Below are 16,082 nucleotides of genomic sequence, written 5' to 3' on the forward strand. Positions count from 1 at the left end.
AATATACATCGATAATCCTGTCGCGTCAGGCGCTGAGCGCCCTCAGTTCACCACGGAAAACTCCGTACAAGGTACGCACCAGCAATCCCAGGATTGCAACCGTAGCAAAAGCCAGCAGAAACATGGCGATGCCGTCAGCGTACGCATTCTGCGCATATCCCGCGTACCGCAGCGCCGCGGTGGCGGATGCCGCCAACGGGAAGCTGACCGACCACCACGACACGCGGAATGGACAGCAGCTGCGCAGGTGCCGCAGACGTCCGGCCAGCACTGCCAATACGAACAGCATCAGCATGAACAAGGCTTCGGCGAATGCGTCAACCTGAGCGGTGGTAGTGACATAGGACGAAAAGCCGACCGAGAACGGCGCCACCAAGATCAACAACGATGGCTGCAGCGCAGCCGGCATCGTTTCGTGAAACATCAAGCGCGAAAAAATCATCGTGAATAGCGGAATGGCGAAGAACAGGCCCACCGCCAGCGCAAACATCATGACCCCATGCATCGATTGCAAGTGTAGCGACGGCACCGCGAGCGGCACATCCAGCAAGCCAACCACCGGTACGATCCAGGCCGGGGTAGCGTGCGTCGCATTCTGCTGGACACGCATCCAGCGGCTGACGATCAGCCAGGCAAATGCCGTCATGCCGACCGCACCCAGCATCCATAGCACGCGCGCCAGCGGCAGACTGATATCCGCCAACAGGATAGGCAGCAGCAGCAGGCTGATCAGCGGCGTCCCGAACAGGTTGCCGGCGATGGGATGATTGAATTCAGCTCGTACGCTGCCGAAACTGCTCAGCAGCTTGACGCCATAGCCGATTGCCATGGCGGCGAAACTCAGCATGGCGGCATAGCCGATATATTCGCCGGCCCATTGCGGCACGCCGAAATGGGCGTGCGCCATGCGCCATGCCACCGCCAGGCCGCTAAGGCCCATCACCGAACCGAACAGCGATACGGGCAGATACGCCATGAACCCGCTCTTCATATCGATTCCTGCTGGATTTGCAATGCTAGCCATATGCTCTCCTGTCGGTTCAGGCAAGGGATTGTATTGCGTTGAGAATGATCGCTTCGGCTTTGCTCAGGTTTGCAGCCTTGTCGCTGGCCAGTCCAACTGAATGGAGCAGCGCCGCGGCGGCATGGAACATCACTTGCGTGACGCCGTCCGTGTCTTCCCTGACCAGCACCCGCAGCGGCAGGTCCAGCGCAAGCGCCGGCGCCTCCAGCATCAGCGGCGTGCCGCCTTGTGGATTGCCGTAGACCAGCACAGTTGTCGGCGGCATCGCCAGGCCGACCTGCGCTGCCGCGGCCTGATGGTCAATGCGGGCAAAAAGTGTCATGCCGGATACAGCAATCGCATCGGTCAGTCGCTCAAGCGTTTGAGAAAATGTGAAAGCGCTGGCTGACTCGATCGGGTCACGGGGTGAGGTAGCAGCGCCGGCAGACGTAGATCCGGCCATCATCAAGAGAGGAGCGAAATTAACTACGTTCCAGCTTAAGCTTCCACTCCAACGCATCCAGTTCAGCACGGCCAGCTCCTCAATTTGTATGTCGAGAAATCCCTTGCACACAATATACGGCTGATGAAAGGCATGTTGAATGCTCAAATTCATCAAATTTAAGCTCAATCGTCTCAACAGGAAGATTCGTGAGGTATCACCATGGCGATCTCGGCAGCGGCAGCCTCACGGCTTGCCGTGCCCTGGCTCAAAGGTTCAATACTTCAGATGAGGACTTATATGGTTGCTGCTGACGTGCTCATGACGCTTCCTGGGAACTGTTGAACGAGATGGCGCTGACTGATTTCGGCGCGACGTCGTTCACGGAAGGCGATTTCAACACCCAGGCCACGCTTGAAAGGCACAAGATCATTCCGACCCACTCGCTCAGACCCGGGCGGTAGTGTTCCATTTGAATCGACAGCAGTACCGAAATAACTGGTGTGACGACGCCGATATACACAGCCTTTTGGGCGCCGATGCGATCGATTAGCGTGAAGTAAGCATAAAACGCAATCACGGATCCAAAAATGGCGAGATAAAACAGCCCCATCCAGTAATGCGGTTTGGATGGCAGGCGCCAGGGCTGGCCGCTCGCCAAGGCCCAGACCGCTACCAGCACGCAGCCCCATAACATGGCCCACGCCATCGTCAGCATTACGTTCGACGAATGTCGCCTTACCTTAACCACGAGCGCATTACCGATCGAACTGGAAAGCGTTGCCGCCAGCGCCAGCGCGAAACCGATCAGAAAATGACCGCTGCCGCCCGCCATAATTTCTTGCCACGCCGTGCGGATCGAGTGGTAGAACATCAGGGTCACGCCAAACATTGCCGCAGCGGCTGCGCACCAGACGCGCCAGGTTAGCGCGGTGCCGAAGGCGATGCGGCTGCAAATCGGCGTCCAGAACACCATCAGCGCAAACAAGACGCTAACCAGGGCCGACACCAGGTATTGTTCCGAGCTATAAGTACATACATAGCTTAAACCGAAGGAGGCAAAACCCTGCAGCATCACCCAGCGCTGCGCTTTCCAGGATAGGCGCAAGCTGTCCCGGCGCAAATAGCACAAGGCGAACAAGATGGCAGAGGCCAGCCCGAAGCGATACAAGACCGATATAGCTGGCGCGACTTCACCTAGCTGCAAAGTAATGGCCCAGAATGTGGAGCCCCAGATCAAGGAGGCGATGATGAAAAGAGCTGGGGATGGCATGAGAAGAGTTTACCGTGCCCGTATTTTCCTGACAACGGAAATAAAGAGTTTGTGTGCTCTTTGCCGGCAAGCAGGCTTGCCAACCTCCAGTCAGGAGCCACGGCAACCGACCCGGTCGATTACGCCGCGCAGCGAAAGCCCAATCAATATAAAAACCAGCGGCTCGAACAGGAAAATCATAACTTGCCGGAATGCGGTGCCGCGCGTACGTACAGTCGCGGGCGCTATTTCACGCTGATTCCAGCCTGGCGTCATGCCGTAGGCAACGGTCGGCGGCACGTACGCGAAGCTCACAGCCTCCGCCTGGCGGATAGCCAGCGCCCGAGCATTGCAGCAAGCGCGATGCATGCTTCACATCACGCTTGCCTGCAATGCGATTCCGTTCGACAGACCGGAATCTGTCGACGAATTTACCACTGCTTGTATGTCAAGACCCTCTGATCATAATGATTTTGAAACGCAGGCATGATGTTTTGGTAGAAATTCCGGTTGTTATTGAGATCCACCAAATCCTGAAAGCGATATGGCGCGGGGGCAAAGGTGGTCCGATTTCCGGCGGGGTCATTCCAACGGGCGGGAACGCCATTCCACGCCAGGAAATTATCGACATTGCTGCCATTGGCGACGATTATTCCCTCGGTGAAATAGACTTTGCTGCGGAATATCGGGTTGGAATACATCATCCAGAACTCGTGGCCCGTATAGCTGACGCGATTTATGCCTTCGTACAGATAACCCAAAATCGCATCCAGCGGTGGCGCGGGCATTGAATTGGTGCAGCCTGAGCGGTTTTCCGCATTTCCATACAATAAGCAAACCTGGTTCTGCCCGAATATCGTTGGGGTCAGGTCCATCTTGATTTTCTGTGCTGCATACATGAGTACGGCTTCGCGTTCGCCGTTTCCTACAATGGTATAGCCACTCGCGATGCGAGGATCGGCGCCACCTTGCCCCATTGCGAAAATAATGAAGTTATTCAACATATTCGCATCCGCCGGAAATTGATATAGCTGCCGATCGTTTGGTGTCCAGGGGAGCCCGCAACGCGCCAGGATAAAGGCTCGTCTCAATTTTTGTTGATTGTCTAATCCGGCGTCGCGGTTGGCGTCGCCGATAACAAAGTGGAACCAGGATAGTTCGTTCCCGATACTGGCCGGATTTACCCGAGCCAGCAGGCGCGCGGTGGTAGACAGCACAAAGGTAAAGCGCGCATCCACATGGTTCAACGCGATTCCCCCGCGATTAAAGCCGATGTCGTTGAAGCCTTGGGCGTTATTCTGGCACTCGGCCGGGACGTCGATGGTTCTCTTGGTTCGGTCTATATCCACCGGAACGGCACTGGCGGCACAAGAAAGCAACGACGCGAAAACAAAGATTAAACAGCTCTTGATGAGGTGGCGCATTTCTTGGTTCTCCCAAAAGAAAAGTGGTCAGCTGGTGCCAGGAATTATCTGAATCAACGTTGAACAAGCGTTGTGAATCCGCGCCATGAGATCGGCTATGGCAGTGGCTGCATCTGGACGGAAACTTATTCAGCGTCGTTTTAGATTAACGATTGGGCCATGCCGCGGCATGACATTTTCTGACCGCACGATGCTGGCAGTTTGCTGCCTTGGGTAATTTTTCGGGTGAGTGGAACGCATTTCACACATAGCAACGAGTGCGAGCGTCGGAGCGGAGACTTATCCAGCAAGAATTTTACGCCGGCGCATGCCGACGCAAACTGCGCCGCTCACTCGATGAGCTGCGGACGGATATAGACGAATGGATGTGCGGCTATAATGAAGAGCAGGCGCATTCCGGCAGAAAAGCAGTTGGCATCCATCAAGTCTAGGTTAGGATAGGATACATGAAGATTTAACCGTTTCCATCGCGCAGAGTCTACCGGACCAAGCCATGCTGAGAAAACGTCCACGTTTTGTGAAGCTCGTTATTCTCCTCGCGATCTTGCTATTGATCGCGGTGATGATGTATTTCATCGCCGACGAGCTACGCACCTCGAGGCTACAAGCCAGCTATCTGGCACGCCTCGGGCATGAGCTTAATTTTCATGTGGAACCTGGCCCGAGCCGGTCGATCCTGTTCCCGAACGCGGGTCCCTATGATCAACGTTTGGGCTACACCCAATTGCAGACCTACCAGGAACGACTGGATGAGCTTGAATATGCCGTGACTGAACAAGCTCGCCTGTCGCCACGAATGGGCGAACTGATCAAGCGCGGTTTGTACGCTCCCTATCCGGAAAAGGATCAGGCCGGCCTGACAATTTTAGACTGCAACGGACTACCTATTTATGCTCCAGTCTTCCCGGAACGGATCTACTCAAGTTTTGCCGCCATCCCGCCCTTGCTAACCAGTTCTCTCCTGTATATTGAAAACCGTACCCTGCTGGATGCCGGCCAGCCGCAGCGTAACCCTGCTGTCGAATGGGGACGCTTTTCTCATGCAATATGGGATCGCGCCGTGCACTTATTCCGCGCCAATTCTGAATCGCCAGGCGGCAGTACATTGGCGACCCAGATCGAGAAATATCGACACTCCCCAGATGGCCGCACGGGTTCCGCCACGGAAAAACTGCGCCAGATGATTTCTGCCTCAGTGCGCGCCTATCTATATGGCGAAGACACAACCGAAGTGCGCCACCAATTGGTGACCCACTATGTGAACACCGTCCCATTAGGAGCGCGTGCCGGCTTCGGCGAAATCAACGGTGTAGGTGACGGTTTGTGGGCATGGTATGGCCGCGATTTCAAACAAGTCAATCTGCTGCTGGCGGATCATTCCCAAGCCCCTCTTCCGATGCGCGCGCTAGCCTACAAGGAAGTGCTCAGCTTGCTGATTTCGCAGCGCGGCCCCTCCTACTATCAAGCCCACATCGATGAACTGGAAACGCTCACCGACTCCCACCTGCGCCTGTTGGCAAATGCGGGAGTGATCACCCCTACGCTGCGCGATGCGGCGTTGGCGCAGTCGCTCAAGCCGCACGGTAAAGACGCCCGGCCATCGTGGCGACCTGCTGAACGCAAAGGGGTCAACGCCGTACGGGGAAATCTGGCATCTCTACTGAGCGTGCCGCGCATGTATGATCTGGATCGCCTGGATCTGGTTGTCGACAGCGCGCTGGACTCTCAGTTACAACAGGAAGTAACTGCTGAGCTGTATAAATTGCGCGACCCGGCGAACGCCAAGACAGCTGGCTTGATCGAACCTCAATTGCTCCAGCAAGGTGATCCGCGCGGCGTGACCTACAGTTTTACGCTGTTCGAACGCACTCTGGGCGGAAATCGTGTGCGCGTGCAGACAGACAATTTCGACCAGCCGCTCGACATCAACAAAGGGATCAAGCTCGATCTCGGCTCTACGGCCAAGCTGCGCACGCTAATCACCTACCTTGAGATCGTCACCGACCTGCATCGCCGTTACGCCGCTCTCGATCGGCAAGAGCTGAAGAAAATAAGCGTGGCGCTGCAGGACCCGATTCGACGCTGGGCGCTCGATTATCTGGCGCAAACACCAGACCATAGCCTGACCGCAATGCTGGCTGCCTCTCTGGAACGCAAGTACTCTGGCAATCCGGGCGAATGGTTCTCCACCGGCGGCGGCATGCAGCATTTCGAAAATTTCGAGAAATTCGAAAATGGCCAGAACTTCACCGTGCGTGAAGGTTTCCGGCACTCGGTTAATCTGGTGTTTGTACGACTGATGCGCGATATCGTACATTTTTACATGTACCAGGTGCCTGGTTCGAGCGCGCAACTGCTGGAGAACATTGATACACCCGACCGCAAAGGATACCTGCAGCGCTTCGCCGATACCGAAGGACGCACATTCATATCGCACTTCTACAGCAAATATCGCAACAAAAGTGTTGGGGACCAGGAACGCATCCTGATCCAGGGCATACATCCAACCCTCAAACGTCTCGCAATGATTTTCAGGACCATAGCGCCGCAAGACAGTCCAGCCCAATTCACTAAATTCGCCAACACCTACCTGCCTGCAGTCGGCCTCAACGACGAGATGCTGAGCAAGCTCTACGATGAATCTGCTCCGCAGCGATTCGACCTCTCTGATCGCGGCTATCTGGCAGGCGTACACCCGCTGGAACTATGGGTGGTCGGCTACCTGCGAAAATATCCCGATGCCACACTCACGCAAGCTTTCGCAGCTAGCGCAGGCGAGCGGCAAGAGGTTTATAAATGGTTGTTCAAGACCCGTCATAAGAATGCGCAGGACAAACGTATAAAGCAATTGCTTGAAGTAGAAGGCTTCCAGGAAATCCACAAAGCGTGGACACGCCTGGGGTATCCGTTCGAATCGCTGGTCCCGTCATATGGCACAGCCATTGGCGCCTCGGCAGATCGCCCGGACGCGCTGGCGGAATTGATGGGAATTATCGAGAATCACGGTTTGCGCCTGCCAACGGTGCGAATTGAGCGCCTGCAGTTCGGCAACGGCACACCGTATGAAACGACATTCGCCCGGACTGCCAGCAATGGCGAACGGGTCTTGACACCAGAAATCCCGTTGCTGCTGCGCCCAGTCCTGGCTGAAGTAGTCCAGATGGGAACAGCCAAGAGGCTGGCTGGGGCCTTCAAATCAGCAAATGGAACACAAATAACGGTAGGTGGGAAGACCGGCACAGGCGACAATCGTTATAAGACTTTCGCCAAGGGCGGCGGGCTGATTTCCGAGCGAGTGGTTAGTCGTTCGGGGGTATTGGTGTTCTACATTGGAGATCGGTATTTTGGCACGGTAATGGCATACGTGGCAGGACCTAAGGCGGGCGAATACAAATTCACCAGCGCCCTGACGGTGCAGATTCTCAAAGTGCTGGCCCCGACGCTGATGCATGGCCTCGGCTATAGCGAGGTCGGTCGCCAGCCGCACGAATGCGCCGGGTCATAGGGCGAGACGACTAGAGACAATGCCGACGAAAGCCAGATACGCCAGCTGCCGAAACAGGCTAATGGTAAGTGAGGGTAATCATCAGGACGATGATAGAGAAATCAGACACTATTTGCAGCGCCCGCGCTGCGCTTGAATCGACGGACATTTTACCGAGCCGAAGGAACAAAACACACAGCAATCGCCCGGATTAGGCCGCAGCAGCGCCTTGCAGTTACTGCACTCGTAATAGAACTGGCAAGCGTCGGCAGGCATGGTCTCCAGCTTGGCAAAGTCGCATTGCGGGCAAGTCAGGACGGATTCAAGGACGATGGCGTTCAGCATGGCGTATCATTTGTGCAAAGTGGATGGATAGGTTCTAAGCCGCAAGGCAACTCAATACACATGCAGCAACTTGCCAATATAATTAAAAAATATGCAATACAACATGATCGGCAATGGCAAACCGAGCATGGTGCCAATCAGGTATTTATAAAACTTCACGCCGGACAAAGCCAGCGCGTAATTCAGGGCAGGAACGGTCTGAAACAATACTCTTAACAATGCGATGCTTTTAATGGGGTGCGCATCCAGGCCATCGAGGATTTGCAAGGCATAACGGTTTTTCAATTCTCGCATGGCATCGCCGCCGATGAAGCGTATTGTCAAAAAAGTAAATGCACAGGAGATGACAGCCGCGATATAGGTCGCCAGACCACCCGCGAACTTTCCCAAGGCCAGTACAGCCGCCGCGAGAAATATCCAGCCGGGTATTTGAATCAGATTACCCAGGCAAAACAGTAGAACAAAGATCAGCAAACCGCTGACTTTATTGTCGACGATCTGTTGATGAAGAAACGCCAAATTGAAATTTTCCCTAAGCCCCGAAAATTGAAATAAGGCGAGCAACGCAGCCAGAAACAGAACAACGATCAACAGTCGTTTGTAGTGACGCATGTCAGGGGCTCGCAAGTAGAGGTGGCTGCCTAAGCAATAAATCAGCCATTATTTATGTGTACGTAGTTATCGCACATACTCGCTAATCTGGATAGCTGAGAAACATCCAGTCTAGCAAGTAAGGCTATTCTTACCTCAAATTTTTCTCAGGCTACTCTTGTAACCTCGATGTGCTCTAATATTTGAAGTATACGTTTGACGGCGCATTACGCCGAGGCAAGGGGCAGCGTGTTCGGACGCTGACCGAAGTTGTTGATCATATCAATCACAGTAAAGCATCGCCGAACCGCCCCATCGCACTCGCCACACTGATTTTGCTTTGTTACGCTTCGCTGCAATCTGCCTGTCCTCACAGTAATATTTCCGTTCATCCAATCATGTCAGAACCGGCATTTGAAAACACCTGAAATCACAATCACGTATTCAATAGTAATGATGAAGAACATACTCTTGATACATTTCATCGACGATCCAGGCTACGATGACTGAGAACGGAATCAGCAGAACAAATACCCACCCAAGTTCCATAAAATAAAATCACCTTTCGATGAACCCTCTCTCAATGAAGCCACGTTCAGACTAATAAATCCTGCAAGAATTACAAGTGCACGTTGATATCCTTTTCTCATGGACATTGCACACAACCGCCGCTCTCAGCCATTTGCGTCAGTCAATATTTCATATGTTTACTTGGCTCGTTTCCACACCAGTTCTAGCATCCGACTCGCAGTCATCTGCTTACCTACCGATAATCGCGATCGCGTAAAAAATTCACGCGATCGAGACCTATGCAGATCGAAAAAAATCAACACAACACCTCGATGCGCAGCCCATTCCGCACATAAATCCACCTATGCATCCCATAGAAAAACAGCACTCTGCATGCAGTTTCAGCGAAACAATCCAACATCTGTGCGTGTTGTTTTACGCCTTATCAAAAACGGACATCGCATTCTCTTGACAGTTTTCCCGTGCGTCACTATTCGCGGCGACGCCATTTCAGACGCCAAGAATGAAATGGCATTTTTTATTTTTTCTGCTAGCTCCCCCAGGATACAGAACGGAAAAACACTAACCAAACCGGCCAACTTATCTGCCTGAAGCTGACAAGGTTTTGTCGTAAACACTAGGTTTTGCACTCCTATTATCAGTGCAACGCAAATGCACTCGCTCAACGAGCCCAATGCTGATCGCATCCAAATCAAGGCATTTCGATCACCCTTTGCCCTATCGAAAAGAGACATTTTCGTTTAACTCGGCGAAACATTGGCAACGTTTGTTGCAGCATAAGAATTTCGCTCTCACTCGGCGCACTTCTTATGCACAGCACGCTGCCGACTTGATCTTTATTTGTGGGAACACTTGCCGATGGCCGGGGGCGCATGGGCAAGACAATCTGATGAATGATGTCCCACTCCAAGGAGAAACAGAAATGAAAAAGCAAACTATTGCCGCATCCATAGTTTCATTGTTCGCCGTCTCTGCATTCGCCCATAACTCTTCGAGTTCAAGTACAACAACAAACACCACCACTAGCGTCGCAACTGCGGTGTCGGTCGGCCGCGCAGGCGGCACAGGCGGCTCGGCAACTTCAGGCGGCGCAAAAGGCGGATCGGCCACCGACGGCACAGCAGCGGGCGGCAATGCAACTCAAACCATTACCGGCGGTGCAGCAACCAGCGGCAACAACTCGACCGGCGCTGGAGGCGGATCAGCAACTGGCGGCGCTACTACAGCCAGCGGCGGAACTAGCGGCGGCGGCGCCAGCGGTGGCAATGCCGGCAACACCATGCATGGCGATTCGACTGGCGGCGCAGGCGGCATGCCAAGCACCACCGGCAGTACACAAGCCAATAACGGCAATGCACTGGCAGGCGGCGGATCGGCCAACTCCCACACCGGCAGCTCTGACGCATGGATCAGCGCCAGCAATACCGGCGGCTCGGCTAGCAACTTCGTGTTCGCCGGCGGCGCCAAATCCGGCAGCGCTTATGCTGGAAATGGCGGCAATGCAAAATCAAAAGCAATCTCTGGATTTGAATAACAACAACAGGCAACGGCTCGGTTAGCTATGAGTTGCGAGAGGGGAAAGAAATTTTCCCTCTCGTTTATAAAACCAGCCATTACACTGCTTCCAACACGATATCGTCACTTCGGTGCTGCGGTTAAAGTAAATGTCAGAATGCATAAAAATCGCCCTTCTTTGCAGATCCTCCATTTTCTGATCTAGCATCCGATTTGCAATCAAGAGATTGCGGGTCCAAGTTCTGCCGCCGCGCTAATATCTAACAGGCCCACAGCAATGCGGGCCTTTTTTCTCCGCAATCACGTTTCTTTTGCGGAGCAGTTCTAATGCGCATACACACACAATGACAGCTTCCGCCAATAGCGGGCACTAGAACCCACGAAATCGTCGCACTGAATCAGCCATTCGGGGTATGCGATAGGAATAGGCCGAAGCACATCAAGCCCAGCCGGATTGCAGGGAGCGCCCAAAATCCAGTGGATAAATCTGTTCCGCTTATACGGCGTTTTCGGCTAGCGGCAGGCTGATGGTTAATCCGGGTTTTTGCAGGGAATATCAACGATGTTCGACTTATCCTCTTTACTCGAGGATGGCTAAGCGCGTTGTCACACACTTGAGCGGCGTCGCGGTCGCGTATCTCAGGGAAGACAACGTCCCGGCGCGCCAGGTACAGATCGATTTCCTGCGTCTTGACAGGGTTGTTGTTACTGCCCCGATCGGGTCGAGGTCTGAAACAAGTTGGCCGTATTATTTGTTGAAAGACCAGCGTCGCCACGCACTGGCGACGCTGGCGCAGCAGGCCCTGTCTGTCCTTGAACCAGACAAGGCCCCTGGCAATCGGCATTACGCGAGATCGAAGCGGTCCGCGTTCATGACCTTGACCCAAGCCGCGACGAAGTCCTTGGCGAACTTCTCCTTGGCGTCCACAACTGCATAGACCTCGGCATAAGCCCGCAGCACCGAGTTGGAACCGAAGATCAGATCGTTGCGCGTGCCTGTGTATTTGACCGCGCCGGTCTTGCGGTCGCGTCCTTCGAACAGTTCGGCCTCGCTGTCCACGGCTTTCCACTCCAGGTCCATGTCCAGAAGATTGACGAAGAAGTCATTGCTGAGTACGCCGACCTTGTCGGTGAACACACCGTGCTTGCTACCATCAAAGTTGGCGCCGAGTACCCGCAGCCCACCGATCAGCGTGGTGAGCTCCGGTGCAGTCAGCGTCAGCAACTGGGCCCGGTCGAGCAGCAACGCTTCGGTCGCAGCACTGGACTTGCCCTTATTGTAGTTGCGGAAACCGTCGGCGAGCGGCTCCAGCACGGCAAAGGCCTCGACATCCGTCTGTTCCTGCTTGGCGTCGGTGCGGCCCGGTGCGAAGGGCACCTCGATCGAGATCCCGCCCGCCTTGGCCGCCTGTTCAACACCAACGCCGCCGGCGAGCACAATCACGTCAGCCAGCGAGGCTTTGCCCGAAGCCTTCTGAATGTCGACCAGCTTTGGCAAAACACTCACTGCCGTCGCGTTGACTTCCCAGTCCTTCTGAGGGGCCAGAGCCAGGCGTGCGCCATTGGCGCCGCCGCGTTTGTCACCGCCACGGAAGGTGGAGGCGGAAGCCCAGGCCACCGACACCAGCTCGGCTACCGATAGACCAGAGGCTGCGATTTTGGCCTTGATATCGGCAATGTCGGCCGGTGATGGCTGGTGCGTCGCAGCCGGCAATGGGTCTTGCCAGATCAAATCTTCCTTCGGCACTTCGGGGCCGAGGTAACGTGCCTTTGGGCCCATGTCACGGTGGGTCAGCTTGAACCAGGCGCGGGCAAAAGCTTCTGCAAAGGCTTGCGGGTCGTCATGGAAGCGCTTGGATATCTTGCCGAACTCCGGGTCGAAGCGCAGGGTCAGGTCGGTGGTCAGCATGGTGGGCTTGTGGAACTTGCCTTGCACATGCGCGTCGGGAATGATGTCCTCGGCATCCTTGGCCACCCACTGTTTGGCGCCAGCCGGCGAATGAGTGAGCTCCCAGTCGTACTTGAACAGGTTTTCGAAGAAGTTGTTGCTCCACAATGCCGGAGTTTTGGTCCAGGTCACTTCCAGGCCACTGGACACGGCGTCTTTGCCGTGGCCGCTGCCAAAGTTGCTGTTCCAGCCCAGGCCCTGGGCTTCGATGCCCGCGCCTTCTGGTTCGGGGCCCTTGTGCGATTCGGGCGCGGCGCCATGCGCTTTGCCGAAGGTGTGTCCACCTGCGATCAAGGCGACAATTTCCTCATCGTCCATGGCCATGCGGCTGAAAGTGGCGCGGATGTCCTTGGCCGCAGCCATGTAGTCGCCGCTGGCGTTCGGGCCTTCCGGGTTCACGTAGATCAGGCCCATGTGGGTGGCAGCAAGGTTGTTGTCCAGTTCGCGGTCACCATGGAAACGTTTGTCGGTCCCCAGCCATGTGGTCTCGGCGCCCCAGTTCACGTCCAGGTCCGGTTCCCACACGTCTTCACGGCCGCCGGCAAAGCCAAAGGTACGGAAGCCCATGGACTCCAGCGCCACATTACCGGTCAGGATGAAAAGGTCGGCCCAGGAGATTTTCTGGCCATATTTTTGCTTGATCGGCCACAGCAGGCGGCGCGATTTATCAATATTGACGTTGTCCGGCCACGAATTGAGCGGTGCGAAACGCTGTTGTCCACGACCACCGCCGCCTCGACCGTCGAGGGTGCGATAGGTACCGGCCGAATGCCAGGCCATGCGGATGAACTGCGGACCATAGTGACCAAAATCGGCCGGCCACCAGCTCTGGCTGTCGGTCATGAGTTTGATCAGGTCTGCCTTGAGCGCATTGTAGTCAAGTTTCTTGAACTCTTCAGCGTAGTCAAACTTCTCGCCCAGCGGGTTGGACTTGTTGGAATGCTGGTTCAGCAAATCAACGCGCAGCTGGTTAGGCCACCAGTCTTTGTTCGTTGTGCCGCCGCCGGCGTGGTGGAAAGGACATTTGGCTTCAGTTGACATGGGGATCTCCTTTGTCGTGGGTAGGTTAGGTGACTACAACATCTCTTTGACCAGGCCGTTAGGGCCAACAGTTTGTAAACTTTGATTATCGCCTATTGCTGCGTCCTTATCCCGACTGGGAGCTGCTGCAATACTTGGACCGCTGCCAAGAGCAATGACCGCCACCGCGATGGTTGCTAGACATAGAGCTGGGAGTCCGATATAACGCCCTGGAAGTGAAGTGTTTTTCATGAGACATCTCCTAATTATCGGATAGCGCATTCATAGTAGTTTCAATTTAGTGATATATGAAATTAATTATTCTCATTAAATCAATAGCTATATACAATCACTCGCTCGACTTAGGCTGAGGTAGTCCGAGTCATTCGACCATCTGCATCCAATCGCCTCCGGCTACAATCAGATCAAGTGTAATGCGCCCCGCCTGCCAGGGCGTGTTGACATTTCGTTCCGATCTCCGCACGGGTCTTACCATGGTAGATACTGAACGGACTATCTATATTGGGTTGTTTCGAGCCGGCGGCAACAGGTCTGGAGGAATAAGATGCTGGGTCTATTTATTCGTAAGCGGAGCAAGCTGCTGTAAGCAACTGTTTTGTTCGAATACCCGCTTTTCCAAAGGAATTTTCTCGATGCAACGAATGGCTGAGCGGACTCGGCGAAGACGTTGCTCGGAATGGTTGACGTCGCATTTGTTGGCATAGGTCGAGGGCCATGTGCCACCGGCGCCAGTTAGAGAACCAATTAATTCACACTCTTCGTCCCGGTACTTTAGCCAGGCGACTTGCTGAGTTTTGAGTGCGGCCAAAAGCCTTCCATCTACTGTGATTCCATTGGTCGATGAAGAAGAAACAAGCTTAATTAGCTCGTCGTGCTTGCTAGCCAAAATTTTCCCAACAGCCTGCTGTTGCTGAACGAGTAGAAGCCCTGTATGCATTGAGCTTCCCTCCGGCCAGCACTCAGGACGATCCGTGCATTCGACTTCGGCGAACGCAAAAGGTGATGTCAATGCCAGCGCAAGAGCGGAGAGCGCAACTGCGACGACGGGCAAAAGAAAATAAGATTTCATGGCGTCATGGTACAACATGGCTCCATAGCATTATTGATCAAAAGGCAAAAATATCTAGCAAAGGAACTAAGTCCCTCAAACTGGACGAAGCGTTCCCGCCAACGTATAAAATTGGTCGGCGAACTATCTCGCGTCCGCACAGTCGATAGTCGAGGATTCAACTTAGCAACCATATAGCGCTATGATTCCGACGAAGGTGATCCGAAGACTGCCAGAGAGACCAGAGATTTGGGCGGGACTATTTTCAAGAAGTTCTATCGAAGAAATGCGTAACTGGGCAACTCTGCCCAAATGTTCATAAGCGAGTGGCACCTATTTTATCTATCCCAATCCAATTCAGGAGAGCCAACATGGTCAGCAAAAACACGATTTGTCTCTGGTTCGACGGCGCCGCGCTGGACGCCGCCAAGTTCTACTCCGAGACGTTTCCGGACAGCGCGGTTGGAGCAGTCCATCGCGCACCTGGCGACTATCCCGCGGGTAAGGAGGGCGATGTCCTGACGGTCGAATTTACTGTGATGGGCATTCCTTGTCTCGGTCTGAACGGAGGATCGGGAATCAAGCACAGCGAGGCTTTCTCGTTCCAGGTCGCGACCGACGACCAGGCCGAAACGGACCGCTTGTGGAATGCGATTGTCGGAAACGGCGGCCAGGAAAGCATGTGCGGCTGGTGCAAGGACAAATGGGGATTGTCGTGGCAGATCACGCCACGCGTCCTCACAGCTGCGTTCGTCGACCCTGATCGTGCTGCGGCCAAACGTGCCTTCGATGCCATGATGACGATGAAAAAAATTGACGTCGCTGCGATTGAAGCGGCTTGGCACGGTTAAAGCTTCCGATACCGTCCCATAGTGTATCGGGCGACTGCTTCTGATATCGAAATATAGACGGACAAAAGATAATTTTTGGAAGCCCAAGCTGGGCATTTGCCGCTGAAGTCCGTTAGACATTCCGATATCACCAAAGCTTTGAAGATCAGGGAACCCTATTAGAATCCGACCTTGAAGTTGCTAGGCATACGTCGTCGGCGTCCATACTGCACGAGGGTGACATATGTGCCCGTGGGATTGATGGCGGGTGCCCGACCAGCAGACATGGCTGCACAGCTAGGACATAGCTTGGACGTGTTTTACAGGGACTATGCGAAGTGGATTAGTCACCAGGACGATGACAGAGAAATGATCAAAATCGAAGCTCAGATTAATGAAAGTATCCCTTAACTATCCCTGAGACTTTCACGACCGGCTTAACTTATTGATTTAAAACAGGAATTCTGGTGGGAAGTACAAGTTTCGAACTTGTGACCTATCGCGTGTGAGGCGATCGCTCTACCCCTGAGCTAACCTCCCGGAGAGGCCGCCATTATGACACAAACTTTCTGGAAAATAAAGTAGGCGCGGAGACAAAGCTGACAGCCCTCCCCGCGCCTGTCGAACC

General features: G+C 54.3%; 12 protein-coding genes, 1 tRNA gene and 1 pseudogene. 3 read left to right on the forward strand and 11 right to left on the reverse strand.

Annotated features, from left to right (window positions below):
• Positions 1 to 25: 25 nt before the first annotated feature.
• From BCF11_RS26980 to BCF11_RS27000, 5 genes and pseudogenes are all read right to left on the reverse strand, one after another.
• The gene (locus BCF11_RS26980) at positions 26 to 1,024 is read right to left on the reverse strand and encodes an SLAC1 anion channel family protein (RefSeq protein ID WP_098497927.1); all 999 of its coding nucleotides are present in this window, start codon (positions 1,022 to 1,024) and stop codon (positions 26 to 28) included.
• 16 nt (positions 1,025 to 1,040) lie between these two features.
• Entirely contained in the window at positions 1,041 to 1,619 is a 579-nt protein-coding gene (locus BCF11_RS26985; protein ID WP_233212732.1) for a DUF302 domain-containing protein, read from the reverse strand.
• 145 nt (positions 1,620 to 1,764) lie between these two features.
• On the reverse strand, positions 1,765 to 2,718 hold the full coding sequence (locus tag BCF11_RS26990; protein WP_098497928.1) for a DMT family transporter: 954 nt from the start codon (positions 2,716 to 2,718) through the stop codon (positions 1,765 to 1,767).
• A 96-nt stretch (positions 2,719 to 2,814) separates the two neighbouring features.
• Positions 2,815 to 2,988: pseudogene (locus BCF11_RS28475) on the reverse strand (Na+/H+ antiporter); the annotation flags it as partial.
• A 140-nt stretch (positions 2,989 to 3,128) separates the two neighbouring features.
• Positions 3,129 to 4,121, reverse strand: coding sequence for a hypothetical protein (locus tag BCF11_RS27000; RefSeq protein ID WP_098497930.1), 993 nt, complete (start codon positions 4,119 to 4,121; stop codon positions 3,129 to 3,131).
• Between the two features lie 493 nt (positions 4,122 to 4,614).
• Here BCF11_RS27000 and BCF11_RS27005 point away from each other — a divergent pair, with 493 nt between their 5' ends.
• On the forward strand, positions 4,615 to 7,626 hold the full coding sequence (locus BCF11_RS27005; protein WP_098497931.1) for a transglycosylase domain-containing protein: 3,012 nt from the start codon (positions 4,615 to 4,617) through the stop codon (positions 7,624 to 7,626).
• Positions 7,627 to 7,734: 108 nt separating this feature from the next.
• Here the strand turns inward: BCF11_RS27005 and BCF11_RS27010 are convergent, their stop codons facing one another.
• Positions 7,735 to 7,947: a GDCCVxC domain-containing (seleno)protein gene (locus BCF11_RS27010; RefSeq protein WP_098498011.1), complete on the reverse strand. Its 213-nt coding sequence runs from the start codon at positions 7,945 to 7,947 to the stop codon at positions 7,735 to 7,737.
• A 54-nt stretch (positions 7,948 to 8,001) separates the two neighbouring features.
• Positions 8,002 to 8,562: a TVP38/TMEM64 family protein gene (locus tag BCF11_RS27015; protein ID WP_199111267.1), complete on the reverse strand. Its 561-nt coding sequence runs from the start codon at positions 8,560 to 8,562 to the stop codon at positions 8,002 to 8,004.
• 1,183 nt (positions 8,563 to 9,745) lie between these two features.
• Between BCF11_RS27015 and BCF11_RS27860 the strand changes: the two genes are divergently transcribed.
• On the forward strand, positions 9,746 to 10,606 hold the full coding sequence (locus BCF11_RS27860; RefSeq protein ID WP_143751538.1) for a hypothetical protein: 861 nt from the start codon (positions 9,746 to 9,748) through the stop codon (positions 10,604 to 10,606).
• 825 nt (positions 10,607 to 11,431) lie between these two features.
• Here BCF11_RS27860 and katG read toward each other — a convergent pair.
• From katG to BCF11_RS27030, 3 genes are all read right to left on the reverse strand, one after another.
• Positions 11,432 to 13,576, reverse strand: a complete 2,145-nt coding sequence (katG, locus tag BCF11_RS27025; protein ID WP_098497933.1) for a catalase/peroxidase HPI — start codon at positions 13,574 to 13,576, stop codon at positions 11,432 to 11,434.
• Between the two features lie 33 nt (positions 13,577 to 13,609).
• Positions 13,610 to 13,807 (reverse strand): hypothetical protein, encoded by a 198-nt coding sequence (locus BCF11_RS27865; RefSeq protein ID WP_143751539.1) that lies wholly within the window; start codon positions 13,805 to 13,807, stop codon positions 13,610 to 13,612.
• A 322-nt stretch (positions 13,808 to 14,129) separates the two neighbouring features.
• Positions 14,130 to 14,663: a lysozyme inhibitor LprI family protein gene (locus BCF11_RS27030; protein WP_098497934.1), complete on the reverse strand. Its 534-nt coding sequence runs from the start codon at positions 14,661 to 14,663 to the stop codon at positions 14,130 to 14,132.
• A gap of 332 nt (positions 14,664 to 14,995) precedes the next feature.
• Here BCF11_RS27030 and BCF11_RS27035 point away from each other — a divergent pair, with 332 nt between their 5' ends.
• Complete coding sequence (locus tag BCF11_RS27035; RefSeq protein ID WP_098497935.1) at positions 14,996 to 15,475, forward strand: VOC family protein; 480 nt, start codon at positions 14,996 to 14,998, stop codon at positions 15,473 to 15,475.
• A 444-nt stretch (positions 15,476 to 15,919) separates the two neighbouring features.
• Here BCF11_RS27035 and BCF11_RS27040 read toward each other — a convergent pair.
• A tRNA-Val gene (locus BCF11_RS27040) sits at positions 15,920 to 15,994 on the reverse strand.
• Between the last annotated feature and the right edge of the window lie 88 nt (positions 15,995 to 16,082).

This window comes from Collimonas sp. PA-H2 (assembly GCF_002564105.1).
In the GTDB taxonomy this organism is placed as follows: domain Bacteria; phylum Pseudomonadota; class Gammaproteobacteria; order Burkholderiales; family Burkholderiaceae_D; genus Collimonas.